We start from the raw sequence: 19,029 nt of genomic DNA on the forward strand, positions 1-19,029 counted from the left end.
ACCCTATTCATTTTTTCGGCATTAGGCAATAAGCGATTATTTTACTTTATTTGTTCTTCAATTAATTAACTGATCAATGCATTACTTTAAAAATTACTTGCTTTTAGCATGTGGCTTGTTTGCTGCTGCCCTAACAACATCGGCACAAACAACCGGCGATACTGCCAAATACAACCACTCGGACCTATTCGGTCCTATTACCTGGCCAACTACCAGCAACGGCACCCGTTCGGCCGCTGGTAAACCAGGCCCCAATTACTGGCAAAACCGTGCCGACTACCTGATGCACGCTACCTTAAATGAGGCCGGTCAGGATACCACCATCACCGGCGACGTCACCATCACGTACACCAACAACAGCCCCGACAATATGGATTACTTGTGGCTGATGCTGGATCAAAACCTGTTTCGCCCCGACTCACGCGGTGCGGCGGTAACACCTTATACCGGCGACCGTTTCGACGTAAAAGGCTTTAGCCGGGGCGGTGTTAAGGTTGAATCAGTAACCGTTAGTTATAAAGGCCAGACCTATACTGTTACCCCGGTTATTACCGACGCCCGCATGCAGGTGCGTTTAAAAACCCCACTGGGTAATCATGGCGACAAAATCCAGGTAAAAGTAAACTATAGCTTCTCGATACCTTTCTACGGTGCCGACCGCATGGGCCGCAAGCAATTTAAACAGGGTATGGTATATGAGATTGCCCAATGGTACCCCCGCATGTGCGTTTATGACGATGCAGAAGGCTGGAACACCCTGCCTTATATGGGCTTAGGCGAGTTTTACTGTGATTACGGCGATTATGATTACTACATCACTGCTCCTGCCAATATGGTAGTAGTTGGTTCGGGCGATTTGCAGAACGAAAAAGAGGTGCTTACCCAAACTCAGCAAAAACGCCTGGCTGAAGCGCGTAACAGCAACAAAACGGTCACTATCATTTCTGACAGTGAAGTTGGCCGGCCGGAAACACGTCCGTTTAAAGGCAGGCTTACCTGGCACTTTAAAATGGAAAACACCCGCGACGTGTCATGGGCTGCGTCTACAGCATTTATCTGGGATGCCGCGAAAGTTAACCTGCCTTCGGGCCGTAAATGTATTTCGCAATCGGTTTACCCTGTTGAGAGCGCCGGCGTTCACGCTTGGGGCCGCTCTACCGAATATTTGAAAAACAGTATCGAGATCTACTCAAAAGCCTATATCGAATACCCCTGGAACTCGGCGGTTAACGTATCGGGTGTAGCTTTGGGTATGGAGTATCCGGGTATCATTTTTTGCCTAAGCGGACTGAAAGACGGCGGCCTTTGGGGCGACGTTACCCACGAGATCGGCCACAATTGGTTCCCGATGATCGTTGGCAGCAATGAGCGCAAATACATGTGGCAGGACGAAGGTTTTAATACCTTTATCAACCAATACTCAACCATGATGTTCAACAATGGCGAGTACGCACCAAAAGGCACCGACGGCAAACCGCAGATGTATGCGCAAACCAATGCACAACAAGTGTTGAGAAGCTATAGCAGAAGCAAAGACCCGCTGATGACACCATCAGAAGCTATCGGCTTGAGCGATTATGGCCAGTACTATAACAAAACCGCTTTAGGTTTAGATATGCTGCGCGATGTTGTATTAGGTCCTGACCGTTTTGATTATGCCTTCCACGAGTACATCAAAAACTGGGCGATGAAACACCCGCTGCCATATGACTTTTTCCGCGCGATGAATGACGCAGCCGGCGAAGACCTGAACTGGTTCTTCAAGCCCTGGTTCTTCACTACCTGGAAACTGGATCAGGCCATCGAGGGTGTAAGCTATACCGGCGGACCGGAAAACGGCGCTATTATCACTATTGAAAATAAAGGAAAAATGGCTATGCCGATTGAGTTGAAGATTACTCAGGCTAACGGCACCGTAGAAGTATTAACCTTGCCGGTTAACGTTTTCCAACGTAACGGGGTATGGAAATTTAAATACCCGTCAACCTCGGCTATCAAATCAATCGTTGTCGATCCGGATCATAAACTACCGGATGTTGATTTGAAGAATAATGTTTATAAAGCAGAGTAAGCTTTTGAGCTGAAAACTTTGCTATCAAAGCCCCGGTTCTGTAAAGCCGGGGCTTTTTGTTTGTTTTATTTTGTCATAAGCATCCGCCGGGCGGCATAGCATAATTTGCAGATCCTTCGCTATGCTCAGGATGACAAAAAGGCTATTTCACATCTACCAACTCCTCTACCAAATTCCAGCCTCGCACTGCTACCTGGGGCTTCGCGATGTTGAGGTTATAATCCAATACAACTGTCTTTTGTTCGCCTGGCAGTACAGACACATAGTTATCCGAATAAAACACCGGCATCACCCTTTGTTTAGTCGCCGGATCGATCAATGAAACACGGTTAAAGAAAGCAACCGGCGCAGCCTTTGGGTTACTTAACGTTACCGCTATTTTGCCTTTGGCAATCTGTTTAGCGGCTACGGTTACTTTTGACGGCGACAGTTCATTTAAACCTGAATACTGGCCGTACTTGTCGGCCAGCCAATAGATATTGTCGCTGACGATGTTTTTTTTGCCATCAGTAAGGCGTAGATCGAGAAACGCACCGTGATCTGCCGCTATTTTTTTAAGTTCCTTGCGGATATTGATCACGTCGGCAACACTGCTGGCATCAATATCCTGGAACAGCGTGGTTATCGACTTTTCTTCACCGCTGATCTGGTAAAGTTTTACGGTTGCGGTTAGGTGTTTTAGGTTGGTAAACGTATTGTTTACTACCTTTACAGTACTGTCCGTCGGGTTAAACATAATATGTACTGGCGCGCTGCCGTTGTGCAGGCCATACAGGCAGGCGTTGGGGTCAAGATAGTAATCATACATCTGCCCCCGCATGGCACTCCACGGGTTTTGCGTTTTCCAGATAATGGTGCCGGTGTACCAGTCCCACATATGCGAGCTAAAACCCTCCATCAGGCCTCGGTATTGGTCGTAATTTACCAGTTGAGCTTTCTCAGCGAAGTCGCGTACATCTTTGGCTTTGCCATATTTATCGATATAGTTTTCGTAACCGATATAGGTATGATAACGCCAAACTGAGTCAATGCGTTCGCGATGGTTTGCGTATTCAGGCACTACCATATTAGCTTCAGGAATGATACGTTTTAGCGATTCATAATCACCAATACCTACCGATCCGATTTCTGAGTTGAATGGATACGTACGTTTGGCCCAGAACACCGATAGCGGCTGTATGTTATAAGGCCCGTCGCCATTAGTGCCTTTTTCGGTTTTCGACATATCGAGCGAGTTTGAGAAATCTACAAACCAGCGGGTATTATCAAGTGCGGGCATAATGGTATCGCGTACAGCTTTCAGGATATCATCAGGCTGGGTAATCTCGTTACCGCCACACCATATAGCCAGCGAAGCATAGTTACGCACCATTTTTACCTGGTCTTCTATCGAGCGGATATACAATGCATGATCGTCAGGATATTTGCGACGGGTGGCCTGGTCATCAAGTTTCTTTGGGTCCTGCCAGCGGCCATTGCAATCGCCCGATCCCCACATATCCTGAAACACCAGGATGCCATATTTGTCGCAGGCCTCATAAAACTCAGGGCGCTCAATCAACGCACCACCCCAAACACGTATCAGGTTCAGGTTCATATCCCGGTGAAAACGTACCTCGGCATCATAACGCACCTTTGAGAAGCGCAGCATTTCGTCGGACACGATCCAGTTACCGCCTTTGATAAATATCTTTTGCCCGTTAACATTGATCTGGCGGCTTTGGGTGTGATCATTCCATTCGCTGGTAAGCTGGCGCACCCCTACCTCAATATTTTTCTGATCAGACACTACATTAGCTGTCGTAACAAACTGCAGGTTTAAATGATACAAATTCTGCGGGCCATAGCCGTTTGGCCACCATAGTTTTGGGTTTTGCAGCGTGTAGTCCTGTAATTGCATTTCGGTAGTTACACCCGGTTGTAGGGTTACTTTTTTGCTTACCGGTTTACCGTCCAGGTTATATTTTAAATAGCCGCTTACAGTTTTAGCAGTTGCGTTTTGTAATTGTGCCGATACCTGTATGATAGCAGGCTTTTGCGCACCGCCGCTTTGCCTTACACCAGGCACCAGCGTTACCACATGTGGGTCGATAATACGTACGCCGGCGGTTTTCTCAATAGTCACTTTATCCCATATCCCGGTATTACGATCATGGATGGGTTGTATCCAGTCCCAACCCGGCGTATATTGTATACTCACATTGCGGGCAATAGTACCGTCGCCACCCTGGCCACCGTTGGGGTTGCCTACCGGGTCGGGCGGGAATACGATGACCGCCAACCGGTTATTACCGTTTTTTGCGAGCCATTTGGTGATGTTAAAGCTGCGACGCAGAAACATGCCCTGTAGTGCCTTATCATTCAACTGATGGCCATTGAGAAAAATATTATAGCTGTAGTTTACGCCGCGCATGTTCAGATAAACCTGCCCATCGCCTGTAGGTCTGGCTTCTTTAAAATCTTTGATGAACCAATAGGTGTAATAATCGCGACCGGTATTGTAAATATCAGGGATCAGCTTGTTATTCATCCCGTAAAAAGGATCAGGGATTTGCTTGTTATTGAGCTGCGTGGTTAATACCGTGCCGGGCACGGTTGCCGGTTGCCAGCCACTTAATCCGTAACCGGGAACTGAAATCATATCACCGGCGTCAGCAACGCTGGTAGCAGCTTTACATTTCCAGCCAGAGTTTAATTCATAAGTGGTTTGTGCTGATGATTTTTCAGTCATCGCCATAAAAAATACAGACGACAAGATCAGTACTGATCGTTTAATAGTAAAGAGATGCATAGGCTTATTGGTTTAAAGCTGACGTAAATGTAATTAATCTGTATGTTATTAATAAATAGCATTGTCATTTCGACCATCGGGAGAAATCTATACATCCGTTCATAAGCGTGTGTATAGATTTCTCACTCCGTTCGAACTGACAGAATTGGGAGAAATGGTACGCTAAAAACACTAGCAAAACCTTTCGCCTTTCACCACAAAACCTTAATTTCGCAGGACACAGAAAAGAGGGAAAAGCATTGGATTATTTAGCAGGATTAAACCCCGAACAAAAAGCAGCAGTACAACAAATTAATGGCCCGGTAATGATCATTGCCGGTGCGGGTTCGGGCAAAACCCGGGTTATTACTTACCGGGTGGCTCATCTGATACGCAGTGGAGTTGATTCATTTAACATCCTGGTGCTTACATTTACCAACAAGGCCGCACGCGAAATGCGCGAACGGATAAACCACCTGGTGGGCCCTGAGGCTAAAAATATCTGGATGGGTACCTTTCACTCTGTGTTCGCCAAAATTTTACGTGTAGAGGCCGACAAAATTGGCTACCCAAGCAACTTTACCATTTACGATACCGACGACAGCAAAAGCGTTATCCGCGCCATTTTGAAAGAGATGAGCCTGGATGACAAGCTGTACAGTGTAAACTTTGTGCTTAACCGTATATCGGCAGCAAAAAACAATTTGGTGTCGTGGATGGAATATCAGAAAAACGACCAGATACAGGCCGACGATATTTCGTCAAACCGCCCTTTGATGGGCACTATTTATCAAACCTATGTGCAGCGCTGTTTCCGCGCCGGAGCTATGGATTTTGATGACCTGCTGTTTAAGACCAATGAGTTGCTTAAGCAATATCCTGACGTACTGAATAAATATCAGCATAAGTTTAAGTATTTGATGGTGGACGAATATCAGGATACCAACTTTTCGCAATATCTTATTGTCAAAAAACTGGCGGCTGTAAATGAAAATATCTGTGTAGTGGGCGACGATGCGCAGAGTATCTATGCTTTCCGCGGAGCGAACATTCAGAACATCCTGAACTTTGAGAAGGATTATCCCGATCTGAAAATTTTCAAGCTGGAGCAAAACTATCGCTCAACCCAAAATATAGTAAACGTTGCCAACAGCATCATCGCCAACAACAAGGAGCAGCTTAAAAAGAATGTATTTTCTGAAAAAGATCATGGCGACAAGATAAAGGTAATGCGCGCCTTTAGCGATAACGAAGAAGGCAAGCTGGTGGCCGAGGAGATCATGCAGCAGCGCAGCTTGAAAGGCATGCGCTGGAATGATTTTGCTATTCTGTACCGTACAAACGCGCAGTCGCGCTCAATGGAGGAGGCTTTGCGCAAGCTGGGCATGCCTTATAAAATTTATGGCGGCCTATCGTTCTATCAACGCAAGGAGATCAAGGACCTTATTGCTTATTTCAGGCTGACGTTTAACCCGAACGATGAGGAAGCACTGAAACGTGTGATCAATTACCCTCGCCGTGGTATTGGGGATACTACGATTGATAAGATCATTGTAGCTGCCGACCAGCATGGTATTACCCCATGGGAGGTTATTATAGCGCCGGAAAAATATCTGGAAGGACGCGTATCCGGCTCAGTAACTGCATTTGCTGTAATGATACAGAGCTTCCAGGTGCTTGCAAAAGGGCAGAGCGCCTATGAGGCTGCTTTATATATTGCGCAGCACTCAGGGCTTTTAAAGGACCTTTATGAAGACAAATCTGTAGAGGGTTTAAACCGCTATGAGAACATTCAGGAGTTGTTGAACGGTATCAAGGAATTTAGCGAACGCGAAGACATTGAGGAAAAAGGCCTGGATGTATTTATGCAGGATGTAGCCTTACTTACCAATGATGATAATGACAAGAATAAAGATGCCGATACGATATCGCTGATGACTATCCATTCGTCAAAAGGTTTGGAATTTCCACAGGTTTATGTGGTTGGGTTAGAGGAAAACCTTTTCCCTTCGCAAATGTCATTAAACTCACGGTCGGACCTGGAAGAAGAGCGCCGGCTGTTTTACGTAGCCGTTACCCGCGCCGAGCAAAAGCTAACCATAAGTTATGCCACTTCCCGCTTCAAATTCGGAACACTTATCAGCTGCGAGCCAAGCCGCTTCCTGGACGAAATTGACGCGCAATACCTGGAACTTGATTTCACTGCCCGCCCGGCGCCCGGTGCAGGAAGCCTGAACTATGATGATGAGCGCTCAGCCTGGAGCCGCAATGACGATAAGTTTTCGAAACCTAAGCCCAAAGCTGTTTCAACTCCTGTTAAAACAACATCTATCCTGGCTAAAGCACATGTTCCGTCGGCTAATTTTAAGCCGTCAGACACTTCAAACCTGCAGGTGGGTATGGAAGTGGAGCACGAGCGTTTTGGATTTGGTAAGGTAATTAGTTTGGAAGGTAACAAGCCCGATATTAAAGCTACCATTTTCTTCAAAGAAATTGGCCAGAAACAGCTGCTTTTAAAATTCGCGAAGCTGAGTATTATAAATTAATAATTAAAAAATTACCCACTTTTCGGGGAAGAAATTCCCCATTTAAATCCACAATTAATAGTATTTAAATACTTATCAGCTTAACAAGCAATCTATTTTTCGAATGGCATATCTTTTGGATAGATGATTGCGGCCCTAACCGTACAATTAACTATTACTGAAATGAGCGACAATCAAAAAAAGAAAACAAATAAGTCAATCGGTCAAAACATTCGCACCTTGCGTCATCAGCGTGGCTGGAGCCAGGAGGATGTGGCTACCCGATTGGGCATTTCGATACCGGCTTTTTCCAAAATTGAAACCGGCGTTACTGACATTAATCTGTCGAGGCTTGAACAGATTGCTGATATTTATGAAATTGATGTGGTGCAAATATTAGATCTTGACACCGAAGAGGTTGAACCAACACCGTCAAACCTTAGTATTGTACAGAAAAAATTAGCAGATCGCGAATTGGAGATTGCCAATCTGCAACGTAAGGTAATTTTACTTTATGAAGAACTGCGCAGCTCAAAAATGGCGGTCCATGTTTAGGCCAACCGTTTGATATAAACGACATTACTGTATATTGTTTGAAAGAATCGGGGTCTAAATATTTTTATAATAGTTAAATTATTTAGCCTTCGATTAACAAACATAGCAAAACTAATAATTCCCTCCCTTTATAACTTTTTAACCAACGTTTGGTTCAGGGTTTGTTATATGAATGCTGAATAAAGCATCAGCAATGTCTAACTACCTGATATCTATCCCCGGAAACCAAAGTAAAGTCTCGGCCACTATCTATGACCTTAAAAGCAAACTGAAGGTAAAGGCTGTTGAATTGGTTAAGGCGACCTATAAGACCACCAAGGGCGAGATAAGCTTTTATGTTACCATAGGTAAAAAAATACTGGCTTTTGAAACCAGCGGTTATAAGAAACATCGCCAGCTGCTCATCCTGCAAATGATTTCATGGTATTGTATATATATGGGTTGGGTTGAGGCGCAGATACACGCCACACTGCCATGTTAATTATAAACCGGTACGGCCCGGATCGTGCAGCATATCGCTCATTTCGATAATCTTCTCGTCAATTTCTGACACACATTTATCCATCATATGGATACATTCCAACTGATCTACCAACCCTTCTTTTTCCAGGTTCATTAAGCCCTTAAGCGTGGCGATAGGCCCGCGTATCTGGTGTGACAGGTATGATGAATACTCGGATAGTTTTTTGTTTTTAACCTGCAGATCTTTGGTCCGCTCATCTATAATCTCTTCGAGGTGATGATTGATCCGGTCGAGGTTGTCTTTCTGTCGCGATATCTCGCTATTCAGTGCCTTTAATTGCGAATTGGTAATTGCCTTACGTTTTACGTTAGCCACTAATAACACAATAACCACTACAAGCAATCCGGCTGTAATGGTTATCGACCAAAATATGACTCTTGATAATTCCTCCTTCTTTTGCTGCGAGACGGCATTAAGCAAACGCTTCTGCTCCTGAAGCAAAAAGTTAAATCTGATCGATGCATTGGAGCGATAGCTTGCACTATCTTCTTTATAAATATTGATCAGGTTCTCTAATGCCGATTTATAGTTTTTTCGCTTTAACTCCATTTCATAAGCAGTATGCTTATAATCGTAAATATCCTTTTCGTTATGAATCAGCATGGAGTAATTACGCCCCTCTTCCAGATACTTTTCGGCTTCTGCATAGTTACCTTCAGACACATATAAGTCTGTAAGCGTAAGATTTATGGCCGCTACCGATGAGTTCATGTCCATAGCTTTGGCCTTATCATGCGCGTCTATCAGGTATTTTTTTGCTTTGACAAAATCGCGCTGGTTATAATAAATAACCCCCAAATCTTCCAGGCATTGAACTAAGATAGTGGTGTTTTTAAGCTTGGTAAACAGCTCATAGCTTTTATTATAATAATTAAGCGCCGCTACATACATATTTTTTCGATTGTATATGTTACCCATATTCAGGTAAAGCGAAGCTATCAACGAGGTATCGTTATGTTTTTTAGCAATGGTTAACGAGCGATTGAAGTAGCCGAGTGCTTTTTCATAATCGACCATTTGATACAGGTTGCCTATGTTATTGTATACTTTGGCACGGCCGCGCTCGTCATTTATTTTATCAAATTGGTTTAGCGCATCAAAATAAAGTTTTAGTGCGCTATCAGGTCGATTCAGATAATATTCGCCTATACCTTTGATGCGGTAAGCCTCGGCCATACCCCGTTTATAATCAAGCTTATTGGCAAGTGACAATGCCCGTTCTGCGTCTTCAACCGTTTCTTTAGGATTTGTTAAACGGTTATCATAACCATTTTTATTTAGTGTATTAACCTCTGTGGTGTCTTTTGATATAACATCTTGATTATCAGCTGCGTAAGTGTTATAAGTAAGTAAAATAAAAAGTAATATTGCGCAGGCTTTCTTCATTAAATCACTTTTACGTCTAATTATGGTGAAAGTTATAAATAATACATTACATATTTCTTATTCCATAAAAAAAGTGTTTTTTAGCTGTCGAAAAGTTTTTAAATGTTTGCTTTGTAATTACCAAAACATATATATCTTTGTTATGTTAAGTATTTGAATATCAAAAATATATAAACGACAAATCAAAAAATAGTTAAACGTTAAATAATTTAAATATAGGAAAAAACAAAAGGGAGAAGTAAGGAAAAGCACCAGATGAGCGTCGGATAAAAACGCGGTAATTGCCCAGGCAAATTCCATAAGCTTGATATATTTATTAACCAATAGTTAATACGAATTCTTTTAAATGTATTTAATATTTTATTTAACAAACAAATTAATAATTATGAAAAATTTAGACTTTATTCTCCTTGTCTCATTGTCGCTCGGAATTTTAACTTCCTGCACAAAAACAGAAAGAACAAAAGAAAAATTTTCGATATTTTCTCTTAATCCATATATCAAAAACAACATTTTTTTGGCGACAGCCGATTAGTTAAAACTTAGCCCTATTACATTAACCATAACCCAGTTCAAAAAATTAAAAGCCATGTTAAAAGTAATCTTCACCGCAGCAATCGTTTTATCAGTAGGCGTATTATCGTTCCTTAAAACCTCAACCCCAACTGTAGAAAAATCAGCTACTCAATCATTAGCTAAAGCGATGGTTAACAGCAAAGCAAACTTGTTGGCAACTGCCGACTAAGGCCCCCCCCAATAACAGGTAAAAACAAGTAAGTATTACATTAATAAGTACACCTAACCTCTTTTATAAAATTACGATTATGAAAAAAATCATTATAGCGTCAGCTATCATGCTGTCAACTGTAGTATCAACTACTTCATTTGCAACCGTTAAAGGCGGCGAGAAAAACACTTTAGGTACTGCCGACAGAAACGGTGAAAAGAACACTTTAGGCACCGCCGACCGCAATGGCGAAAAAAACACACTTGGGACTGCCGACCGCAATGGGGAAAAGAACACCCTTGGCACCGCTGATCGTAATGGCGAGAAAAACACGCTGGGAACTGCCGATCGTAATGGCGAGAAAAACACTTTAGGTACCGCCGACAGATTCTAACAAAAACACACATAACAGCTAACAAACTATAACGCATTATACACTCTGTAAAATCATGAAAAAATTCATTATCGCTTCAGCCATCATTTTATCAACTGCCGTATCAACCTCTGCATTTGCCGCTACTACTATTAAAGAAAAAAACACGCTAGGTACTGCTGACAGAACCGGTGAGAAAAACACTTTAGGTACTGCTGACAGAACTGGCGAGAAAAATACTTTAGGTACTGCCGACAGAACCGGCGAAAAAAACACGCTAGGTACTGCTGACAGAACTGGTGAGAAAAACACTTTAGGTACTGCTGACCGCAACGGCGAGAAAAATACTTTAGGTACTGCCGACAGATTCTAATAACACACATAACAGATAACCACCCTATATATCCCATAAAGTCATGAAAAAATTAATTATTGCTTCAGCTATTATCTTCTCAACTGCCTTATCAACTACTTCATTCGCCGCTACTACTGTTAAAGAAAAAAACACGCTAGGTACTGCTGACAGAACCGGTGAGAAAAACACTTTAGGTACTGCCGACCGCAATAGTGAGAAAAACACTTTAGGTACTGCTGACAGAGCCAGCGAGAAAAATACTTTAGGGACTGCTGACCGCAACGGCGAGAAAAATACATTGGGTACCGCCGATCGCACTGGCGAGAAAAACACACTAGGTACTGCCGACAGATTCTAATAAACACCTAATCAGATAGCCACACTATACATCCAAATAAAGTCATGAAAAAATTCATTGTCGCCTCAGCTATCATCTTATCAACTGCCATGTCAGCTACTTCATTTGCTGCCACTACTGTAAAAGAGAAAAACACGTTGGGCACTGCTGACAGAACCGGTGAGAAAAATACATTAGGTACTGCCGATCGTACCGGCGAGAAAAATACCTTGGGTACTGCCGATCGTTTCTAATTAAAAAAACAAAACCGAACCAACCTTATCCAAATAAGTTTCGTAACCTTTATAACTGTATGAAAAAGTTAATCGTCGCCTCAGCTATCGTTTTCTCAACTGGTATTGCTAATACTTCATTTGCTGCAGCCATTAAGGAGAAAAACACTTTGGGTACTGCCGATAGAACCGGCGAGAAAAGCACTTTGGATACCACTCAATGGACGGCCGGGAAAAATATACCACAGACGGCGGATCGTTGCTAATTATGCTTACAAACTTCTGCCTGCGCTCAACAATTTACAACATATCTATATTTATCAATACAAATCTTATCCAACAAACAGGCATAGCATTTTCAGAAGCCTGACAGTGATAAGATATTAAAGTTATTTTTTATAGATACTTGCCAACTTATTTAGTGACGATCATTTCCTTACTAAGGATTTGGCCCCCTACCTGCATACTATAAATATAAATTCCAGGATTAAGATTAACCAACGGCACGCTGATTACCCGGTATCCCGCATTCTGGTATGAATCATATATGGTCTTAATAAATTTGCCATAAATGCTATACAGGCTAATTACTACGTGCCCCGCCTGCGACAAACTGAAACCTATGCTGGTATGATCAATAGACGGATTAGGATAATTTTGATTAAGACCTACTATTAACAATCTGTCTTCAATAACACGGTTAATAGCATCAAACCAAACATAACTCATCAATTTATAACCCATGGCATTAGGGTGAACATAATCCTGATAGAGCTTATAATCGCGGCCAATGGCGCGGTTCACGTCTGCCAGGTAAACATGATATTCCTTCACCAAACGGCGATATAGGCTGTTGATCCGGCTCACATATAAATTAGCCGTCTTAAGGCGTTGATCGCCCTGGTCATTAAAAAACTGAATGGTGCCTATAATAGGTATCAGCTTATTTTTTAGCGACGTCTCAATATAATACCGCATATTATTTTCAGTATCGCTGATCCTGCCTTTTTTATCTGCTAACTCAATAGCATCATTGGCTCCGATCAATATCACCACAAAACCGGTACGGCGCGCAATAGCTGCAGGGAAACGCGCCAATCCCTGGCTGGTGGTTTCGCCGGCGATGCCGTTTTTAGTAACCGTTACAGCAACTCCGGTATAACAGCTTTCAAGATTTTTTTTCAGATCGGGTTGAAAAGACAGGCCCTTCACCCCTGCCACAGTACTGGCGCCAAAGGTGGTAACGTTGATACTATCTTTACCGTAAAATTTTGATGAAACGCCGCAGACGGGTGTCTGGGCTCTCCCTATCGAAAACAAAAAGGAAAAAAAAAGAGGTAAAAAAATTATCTTACGATAACCCATTTAGTAAGTTTTGGTATCAACATTTAATAAACAAATATAGTAAAAGCGCCCAATCAATAACAACGCCACTGCGTTAACTGTGCGTTAAATATCTAAATATAAACAGCGACAATTTTATTGTTAAATACCCGCTATATTTGCTCAAAACAGAACCATTATGCAAGAGATAAAACAATATATAGAGCAGCATAAACAGCGATTGCTTGACGAGCTTTTTGAATTGCTCCGTTTCCCCTCAGTAAGTGCCGACCCTAAATATAAACCAGATGTCTTAAAAACCGCCGATTATGTTGCTCAAAAGTTGCGCGACGCCGGTGCCGACAATGTTGAGGTATGCCCCACTGCGGGCTACCCTATTGTGTTTGCCGAAAAGATCATTGACACAGATAAGCCAACCGTTTTAGTTTATGGCCATTACGACGTGCAGCCGCCTGATCCGCTGGAACTTTGGAAAACACCACCTTTTGAACCCACCGTTCGCGACGGTAAGATTTATGCCCGCGGCGCCTGCGACGATAAGGGGCAGTTTTATATGCACATAAAGGCTTTTGAGCTGATGATGCAAACCAACACTCTCCCCTGCAACATCAAAATCATGATTGAGGGTGAGGAAGAAGTAGGCTCGAACAACCTGGGCCTGTTTGTTAAAGCAAATAAAGAAAGATTAAAGGCCGATGTTGTGCTGATCTCTGATACTTCAATGATCAGCATGGAAAATCCATCGCTGGAGACAGGCTTGCGTGGCTTATCGTATCTTGAAGTTGAAGTCGTAGGCCCTAACCGCGATCTTCACTCAGGTGTATATGGGGGCGCTGTAGCTAACCCCGCTACCATTTTAGCTAAGATGATAGCCAGTTTGCATGATGAAAATAACCATATTACCATTCCCGGTTTTTATGATGACGTGATTGAACTAAGCAATCAACAGCGCCAGGAACTAAACGCAGCTCCATACAATGAAACTGAGTACAAAAAAGATCTGGACGTTGCCGAGCTATGGGGCGAAAAAGGATATACAACCTTTGAACGAACCGGTACCCGCCCTACCTTAGAGGTAAATGGTATCTGGGGTGGCTATATTGGCGAAGGCGCCAAAACTGTACTGCCTTCAAAAGCCAATGCCAAGATATCAATGCGTTTAGTGCCTAATCAAAGTTCAGAAAAGATCACTCAATTATTTACAGATCATTTTGTTAAGATAGCTCCACCGTCGGTTAAAGTAACTGTTACCCCACATCATGGCGGCGAACCGGTAGTAACACCTACTGATAGCGTAGCTTATCGAGCAGCACAAAAAGCTATAACTGAATCATTCGGCAAAGCACCTATTCCAACAAGAGGCGGGGGCAGCATACCTATTGTAGCCTTATTCGAGGCTGAACTAGGTATCAAAACTGTATTAATGGGTTTTGGCTTAGACAGTGATGCATTGCATTCGCCGAATGAAAAGTATGATATTTATAATTATTACAAAGGGATCGAAACTATCCCGTTATTTCATAAGTACTTTGCGGAGTTGAGCGAAAAATAACATTAGTTATCAAAGATTGGAGATTGGTGCGTTCAGACAACTAATCTTCAATCTTTAAATAATAAACCGCTCGCACCCTTCTAAAAATCCTTCATCAGCGTCGGCCCCGATGCCTGGAGCATCATTGATATGGAGCTTATAACCATCATAAATTACCCCACCAACGCATGGATCAACCAGGTGGCCCAGCATGCAGGTGTCCATATCGTAAAACTTGATATTGGGGCTACTGTAAGCAAAATGAAGTTTGGCGCTCAGGGCAATGCGGCTTTCCAGCATACCGCCCATCATACATGCAATGTTATGTTGCGCGGCGAGGTCATGGATCTGTTTTGCCTCGAATATTCCGCCCGACTTAGCCATTTTAATATTGATGTAATGGCATGATCCGCTTTCAATCTGCTTGCGGGCATCGTGGTGGTTATACACACTTTCATCCGCCATGATTTTTACCGGTGATAATTTCATGAGTTCATTCAATTTATCATCGTACCAGGTACGCATAGGCTGCTCGCAAAATTCAAGGTCGTATTTACCCAGAGCTTGCAATGCAAACACCGCGTCGTCAAAACTCCAGCCCTGGTTTGCATCAACCCTTATCTTCATATCGGCGCCCACAGCTTCGCGTATCTGTTTAATGCGCTCTACATCGTCCACAGCTTTTTTACCTAATTTTACCTTTAAAATATTGGCGCCCGATTTTTTAAAATCGATAGCTTTTTGGGCCATCGCTTCAGGTGTATTAATGCCGATGGTAATATCGCTTTCAACTACTCGGCGCGCACCGCCTAAAAATTGATAAAGCGGCTGATTACTACTTTTTGCAGCGATATCATACAAAGCCATATCAAAAGCGCTTTTGATAGTGCCATTACCCGCAATAGCATCCTGCATCTCCTGTAAGCGGGCCGGAATATCCAATGCGTCTTTGCCTTTCCATAGTTTCGCAAAATCATGGGCGACAGCCAGGCACGTGTCCTGAGTTTCGCCAACAATCATCGGGAAAGCCGAGCATTCGCCTACCCCGTAGAATCCGCCATCGGTATGTACCCTAATAAATACATTCTGCGCATAGCTCATTGTACCGGTAGCAATGGTAAAAGGCTCCATGGCGATACTGAAACGATAAACGTCTATATGAGTGATAATGAGTTGATGGGGCATAAACGAAAATAAAGAAAAAACACCATGTAGAGACCCCAAATATTGCGCCCCTGTATATGTTTGGGATAATATTTGAGACGCAAAATATTGTGTCTCTACGGGTTAAAAAAATCTTGTATCTTTAAAATATAGCATTATATTTGCTGTACTACAAAGATGCAGACTATTGCGTCTCTACAAATTTTCAATTTTAGCCGCCTGTACCCTACTAATCAGGGAAAAGTCGCCTGGCTAATTTAAAACTTTCTTAAAACTACTAATTACATGGCATTAGATAACTCGCCTAAGAATTTTGATTATAATTCAACCAGGAACAAGCTGATCCTGTCTGAATACGGCCGGAATGTACAAAACATGGTAAAGTACATTGTAAACCTGCCGACTAAAGAAGAACGCAACCGCTATGCACAGGTGGTAATTGACCTGATGGGCTTTCTGAACCCTCACCTTCGCGACGTAGCTGATTTTAAACATAAACTTTGGGACCACCTGCATATTATTTCAGATTTCCAGATTGATGTGGACTCACCTTACCCCAAACCAAGCGAGGACGCTATCCACTTTAAACCAGAACCGTTACGCTATCCTAATCAGCGCATCCGCTACAAACACTATGGTAAAACCATTGAGCTGATGATTGAAAAGGCTAAAAGCATTGAGGAACCCGAGCGCCGTAAACACATGGTGCAGGCCATAGCCAATTTCATGAAAATGGCTTATGTACAATGGAACAAGGATTCTGTATCCGACGAGACCATCCTGGCCGATCTGGTGGCGCTATCAAAAGGCGAACTGAAGGTTGACGATACAATTAACCTGAATAAAGTTGAATATCGCCCACAGGCTCAGGCTAATAACAATAATCGCGGAAAAAATAACAACAATCAAAACCGCGGCGGCGGTGGCAGCGGTGGCCGAAACAACAATAATAATCAGCGTAATAATAATAACAATCAGCGTAACCGTAATAACGGCGGTGGTAAGAAGTTTTAGTGCTTCGCAATAAAGTCTGACAGGGTGTCATCCTGAGGCACTCGAACAGGGTGTCATCCTGAGGCACTCGAACAGGGTGAGCATAAAGCCGCCCAAGCTTCGAGAACCTAAGCATGACACCCTTTTTGTGGTGCCTTACCACTTTTTAAATATCACAAACACAGCCAGCACGATTAATCCAAAACCTACAAAGTGATTCCAACCGAAGCGCTCAGTTTTGAAGAAGATGATGGAAAAAATCATAAACACCGTCAGTGTGATAGCTTCCTGAATAGTTTTTAACTGTACTAAAGTAAACGGGCCACCATCGCCTTTAAAACCGGTACGATTGGCCGGCACCTGGAACATATACTCAAAAAATGCCAGCCCCCAGCTAATAAGGATCACTGAAATGAGGCCCAGGTTCTTGCCCCAGTCGTACTCTTTAAATTTAAGGTGCCCATACCAGGCAAAGGTCATGAACGTGTTTGATATAAGGAGGAAGATGATGGTCTTAAGTCCGCGCATAACGCTAAAATAGCAATATCAATTATTGGCCGCGCTTTTTTGCCAGCTCTTTTTTATAAATATCATTCAGCGCCGGCTTGGGTTTAACAAGCAGCAATATTGCCGACCGCCTTTCGACAGCCAAGGTGTCCATAACCTCGTCAAGTTTAGTGCAGCTGTCTGTAATAGGAGCAAATCGCTTTATCTTATCGCCGTTTTCATCGTCGACATAGATAATGTATTTACCATCCAAATTATCTGGTGCCCATAAGGCAAAGCTACTGCTTAACGATACTACCTCAGGTAAATTATACCTGGCGGCAAAGTGGTGTAATGCACCCGCCTCGCCATAATTGTCGACATAAATTTGTGTTATTTTACGTTGTTCGGGCGTTAAGTCGTGATAGGCTTTGGCAACTTTTTGTGTTAGCTCTTCCCAGCCAAACATATCAGCATAGTCCTGGCTGGTAGCATGGTGCTGATGATCCCTTCCCCAAACAGTTATAAAATTAATAAAACGCGTATGGTTGTTAATGAAATCAAAGAAAGATAGCGTGGGTTTTAAAGGCAATACCGGCAATACTGTGGGAAATATCAGCAAGTTTGGTAAAGTGAATAACATGATAACCGCTGAACGCAAAGTAGTGTTCGTCTTTATCCAGCGCTCAAAACCATAGCCGCCGGCGGCAAACAACATAGGGAATGCACCAAACAGGTAATAGTTCTTGCCATTCATATCCAGCAAAAACAAAAATATCAGAACAAACGCAAAAGCAAGCGATTGATACTTACGCAGCTTAAAAGAAAATATCAAAAAGAAAAAGCCGGTTACCCAAACAAACACGGCGACGCCATTAACCATTAGCTCCTGCATGATAAAGTCTGAGAAGCTAACATAGTTAAGCTGTTCTTTTTGCAGGGTGTCCATGTGCGTAAATACCGGCCAATGGTGGGCAATTTGCCAAACCAGATTAGGTAGAATAATCACTACTGCTATACCTGTTGCACCCAAAACATGTTTGTTCCACAAAAGGCGGCGCTGTTTGCTGACGATCAAAGCTAATATCAATGCAACAGCAAAAAACAGCATCGTATATTTGGTGAGCATGCCTAAACCGACCACTACGCCAATAAAATAGAGATATTTTATTGCATGGGTATTGATATGCCTTAGTAACAACCAAACAGTTAATACCCACCACATCTGGTCAAATACCACGGGCTGAAAAAGATATCCGCTGGCGGTAAATGCCGGCGAAAAAATGATAGCCAAACAAGCCAAGGCAATGGCAAATTTCCTCCCTCCTAACTCGACAGTGATTTTTCCGGTGAGCCAGATGATCAATCCGCTGCATATAGTGGTAAATATGCGTGTCGCAAAAACCGAATCGCCGAATAGCGTGGTAGTCAGCTTAGCCAGAATGGCGATAAAGGGCGGCACTTCTTTATAACCCCAATCCAGATGATCACCCAGGGCCAGGTGCAAAAGCTCATCACGATGAAACCCGAAATTAGATATGGCCAGCAAATTCAAGCCTATCTTAATCAATACAAAAATCAATATAAAGTTGGTATAACTTGATTTCCGGTTTTGGTAGGACATGTAAGTTAATAACTGGTTAGCACATAAAGATA

At 42.9% G+C, this 19,029-nt stretch carries 18 protein-coding genes; 12 read left to right on the forward strand and 6 right to left on the reverse strand.

Annotation, left to right across the window (positions count from 1 at the left end):
* Positions 1–76: 76 nt before the first annotated feature.
* A complete protein-coding gene (locus ABD772_RS03050; protein WP_345100960.1) occupies positions 77–2,071 on the forward strand; it encodes a M1 family metallopeptidase in 1,995 nt (664 codons plus the stop codon).
* Between the two features lie 142 nt (positions 2,072–2,213).
* On the opposite strand, the gene ABD772_RS03055 is transcribed toward ABD772_RS03050, so the two are convergent.
* Positions 2,214–4,862: a glycoside hydrolase family 2 protein gene (locus ABD772_RS03055; RefSeq protein ID WP_345100961.1), complete on the reverse strand. Its 2,649-nt coding sequence runs from the start codon at positions 4,860–4,862 to the stop codon at positions 2,214–2,216.
* 239 nt (positions 4,863–5,101) lie between these two features.
* On the opposite strand from ABD772_RS03055, the gene ABD772_RS03060 reads away from it, so the two are divergent.
* The 3 genes from ABD772_RS03060 to ABD772_RS03070 all read left to right on the forward strand — a co-directional run bounded on the left by ABD772_RS03060 (position 5,102) and on the right by ABD772_RS03070 (position 8,402).
* A complete protein-coding gene (locus tag ABD772_RS03060; RefSeq protein ID WP_345100962.1) occupies positions 5,102–7,387 on the forward strand; it encodes an ATP-dependent helicase in 2,286 nt (761 codons plus the stop codon).
* Between the two features lie 162 nt (positions 7,388–7,549).
* The gene (locus ABD772_RS03065; protein ID WP_345100963.1) at positions 7,550–7,921 is read left to right on the forward strand and encodes a helix-turn-helix domain-containing protein; all 372 of its coding nucleotides are present in this window, start codon (positions 7,550–7,552) and stop codon (positions 7,919–7,921) included.
* Between the two features lie 193 nt (positions 7,922–8,114).
* Positions 8,115–8,402, forward strand: coding sequence for a hypothetical protein (locus ABD772_RS03070; protein ID WP_345100964.1), 288 nt, complete (start codon positions 8,115–8,117; stop codon positions 8,400–8,402).
* Here ABD772_RS03070 and ABD772_RS03075 read toward each other — a convergent pair whose 3' ends face one another.
* A complete protein-coding gene (locus tag ABD772_RS03075; protein WP_345100965.1) occupies positions 8,403–9,830 on the reverse strand; it encodes a tetratricopeptide repeat protein in 1,428 nt (475 codons plus the stop codon).
* A gap of 589 nt (positions 9,831–10,419) precedes the next feature.
* Here ABD772_RS03075 and ABD772_RS03080 point away from each other — a divergent pair.
* The 6 genes from ABD772_RS03080 (at position 10,420) to ABD772_RS03105 (ending at position 12,121) form a co-directional block, all read left to right on the forward strand.
* Positions 10,420–10,575, forward strand: coding sequence for a hypothetical protein (locus tag ABD772_RS03080; RefSeq protein ID WP_345100966.1), 156 nt, complete (start codon positions 10,420–10,422; stop codon positions 10,573–10,575).
* A gap of 79 nt (positions 10,576–10,654) precedes the next feature.
* Positions 10,655–10,951, forward strand: coding sequence for a hypothetical protein (locus ABD772_RS03085; protein WP_345100967.1), 297 nt, complete (start codon positions 10,655–10,657; stop codon positions 10,949–10,951).
* 55 nt (positions 10,952–11,006) lie between these two features.
* Positions 11,007–11,303 (forward strand): hypothetical protein, encoded by a 297-nt coding sequence (locus ABD772_RS03090; protein ID WP_345100968.1) that lies wholly within the window; start codon positions 11,007–11,009, stop codon positions 11,301–11,303.
* Positions 11,304–11,346: 43 nt separating this feature from the next.
* Positions 11,347–11,643, forward strand: a complete 297-nt coding sequence (locus ABD772_RS03095; RefSeq protein WP_345100969.1) for a hypothetical protein — start codon at positions 11,347–11,349, stop codon at positions 11,641–11,643.
* A 44-nt stretch (positions 11,644–11,687) separates the two neighbouring features.
* Positions 11,688–11,876: a hypothetical protein gene (locus ABD772_RS03100; RefSeq protein WP_345100970.1), complete on the forward strand. Its 189-nt coding sequence runs from the start codon at positions 11,688–11,690 to the stop codon at positions 11,874–11,876.
* A 59-nt stretch (positions 11,877–11,935) separates the two neighbouring features.
* Positions 11,936–12,121: a hypothetical protein gene (locus ABD772_RS03105; RefSeq protein ID WP_345100971.1), complete on the forward strand. Its 186-nt coding sequence runs from the start codon at positions 11,936–11,938 to the stop codon at positions 12,119–12,121.
* 148 nt (positions 12,122–12,269) lie between these two features.
* On the opposite strand, the gene ABD772_RS03110 is transcribed toward ABD772_RS03105, so the two are convergent.
* Entirely contained in the window at positions 12,270–13,175 is a 906-nt protein-coding gene (locus ABD772_RS03110; RefSeq protein ID WP_345100972.1) for an SGNH/GDSL hydrolase family protein, read from the reverse strand.
* A 202-nt stretch (positions 13,176–13,377) separates the two neighbouring features.
* Between ABD772_RS03110 and ABD772_RS03115 the strand changes: the two genes are divergently transcribed.
* A complete protein-coding gene (locus ABD772_RS03115) occupies positions 13,378–14,751 on the forward strand; it encodes a dipeptidase (RefSeq protein WP_345100973.1) in 1,374 nt (457 codons plus the stop codon).
* 54 nt (positions 14,752–14,805) lie between these two features.
* Here ABD772_RS03115 and ABD772_RS03120 read toward each other — a convergent pair whose 3' ends face one another.
* On the reverse strand, positions 14,806–15,915 hold the full coding sequence (locus tag ABD772_RS03120) for a mandelate racemase/muconate lactonizing enzyme family protein (RefSeq protein ID WP_345100974.1): 1,110 nt from the start codon (positions 15,913–15,915) through the stop codon (positions 14,806–14,808).
* 264 nt (positions 15,916–16,179) lie between these two features.
* Here ABD772_RS03120 and ABD772_RS03125 point away from each other — a divergent pair, with 264 nt between their 5' ends.
* Positions 16,180–16,908 (forward strand): DUF4290 domain-containing protein, encoded by a 729-nt coding sequence (locus ABD772_RS03125; protein WP_345100975.1) that lies wholly within the window; start codon positions 16,180–16,182, stop codon positions 16,906–16,908.
* 135 nt (positions 16,909–17,043) lie between these two features.
* Here ABD772_RS03125 and ABD772_RS03130 read toward each other — a convergent pair whose 3' ends face one another.
* Positions 17,044–17,415 (reverse strand): DMT family protein, encoded by a 372-nt coding sequence (locus ABD772_RS03130; RefSeq protein WP_345100976.1) that lies wholly within the window; start codon positions 17,413–17,415, stop codon positions 17,044–17,046.
* 22 nt (positions 17,416–17,437) lie between these two features.
* Complete coding sequence (locus tag ABD772_RS03135; RefSeq protein ID WP_345100977.1) at positions 17,438–18,997, reverse strand: ArnT family glycosyltransferase; 1,560 nt, start codon at positions 18,995–18,997, stop codon at positions 17,438–17,440.
* Positions 18,998–19,029: the final 32 nt, after the last annotated feature.

This window comes from Mucilaginibacter panaciglaebae (assembly GCF_039539265.1).
Taxonomy (GTDB): Bacteria; Bacteroidota; Bacteroidia; order Sphingobacteriales; family Sphingobacteriaceae; genus Mucilaginibacter; species Mucilaginibacter panaciglaebae.

Bases quoted from the DNA above. Each gene is read 5' to 3' on its own strand.
- ABD772_RS03075 (WP_345100965.1), bottom strand. From the start codon at position 9,830: ATGAAGAAAGCCTGCGCAATATTACTTTTTATTTTACTTACTTATAAC.
- ABD772_RS03085 (WP_345100967.1), top strand. From the start codon at position 10,655: ATGAAAAAAATCATTATAGCGTCAGCTATCATGCTGTCAACTGTAGTA.
- ABD772_RS03115 (WP_345100973.1), top strand. From the start codon at position 13,378: ATGCAAGAGATAAAACAATATATAGAGCAGCATAAACAGCGATTGCTT.
- ABD772_RS03105 (WP_345100971.1), top strand. From the start codon at position 11,936: ATGAAAAAGTTAATCGTCGCCTCAGCTATCGTTTTCTCAACTGGTATT.
- ABD772_RS03050 (WP_345100960.1), top strand. From the start codon at position 77: ATGCATTACTTTAAAAATTACTTGCTTTTAGCATGTGGCTTGTTTGCT.
- ABD772_RS03120 (WP_345100974.1), bottom strand. From the start codon at position 15,915: ATGCCCCATCAACTCATTATCACTCATATAGACGTTTATCGTTTCAGT.
- ABD772_RS03095 (WP_345100969.1), top strand. From the start codon at position 11,347: ATGAAAAAATTAATTATTGCTTCAGCTATTATCTTCTCAACTGCCTTA.
- ABD772_RS03100 (WP_345100970.1), top strand. From the start codon at position 11,688: ATGAAAAAATTCATTGTCGCCTCAGCTATCATCTTATCAACTGCCATG.
- ABD772_RS03125 (WP_345100975.1), top strand. From the start codon at position 16,180: ATGGCATTAGATAACTCGCCTAAGAATTTTGATTATAATTCAACCAGG.
- ABD772_RS03080 (WP_345100966.1), top strand. From the start codon at position 10,420: ATGTTAAAAGTAATCTTCACCGCAGCAATCGTTTTATCAGTAGGCGTA.
- ABD772_RS03065 (WP_345100963.1), top strand. From the start codon at position 7,550: ATGAGCGACAATCAAAAAAAGAAAACAAATAAGTCAATCGGTCAAAAC.
- ABD772_RS03090 (WP_345100968.1), top strand. From the start codon at position 11,007: ATGAAAAAATTCATTATCGCTTCAGCCATCATTTTATCAACTGCCGTA.
- ABD772_RS03130 (WP_345100976.1), bottom strand. From the start codon at position 17,415: ATGCGCGGACTTAAGACCATCATCTTCCTCCTTATATCAAACACGTTC.
- ABD772_RS03055 (WP_345100961.1), bottom strand. From the start codon at position 4,862: ATGCATCTCTTTACTATTAAACGATCAGTACTGATCTTGTCGTCTGTA.
- ABD772_RS03070 (WP_345100964.1), top strand. From the start codon at position 8,115: ATGTCTAACTACCTGATATCTATCCCCGGAAACCAAAGTAAAGTCTCG.
- ABD772_RS03135 (WP_345100977.1), bottom strand. From the start codon at position 18,997: ATGTCCTACCAAAACCGGAAATCAAGTTATACCAACTTTATATTGATT.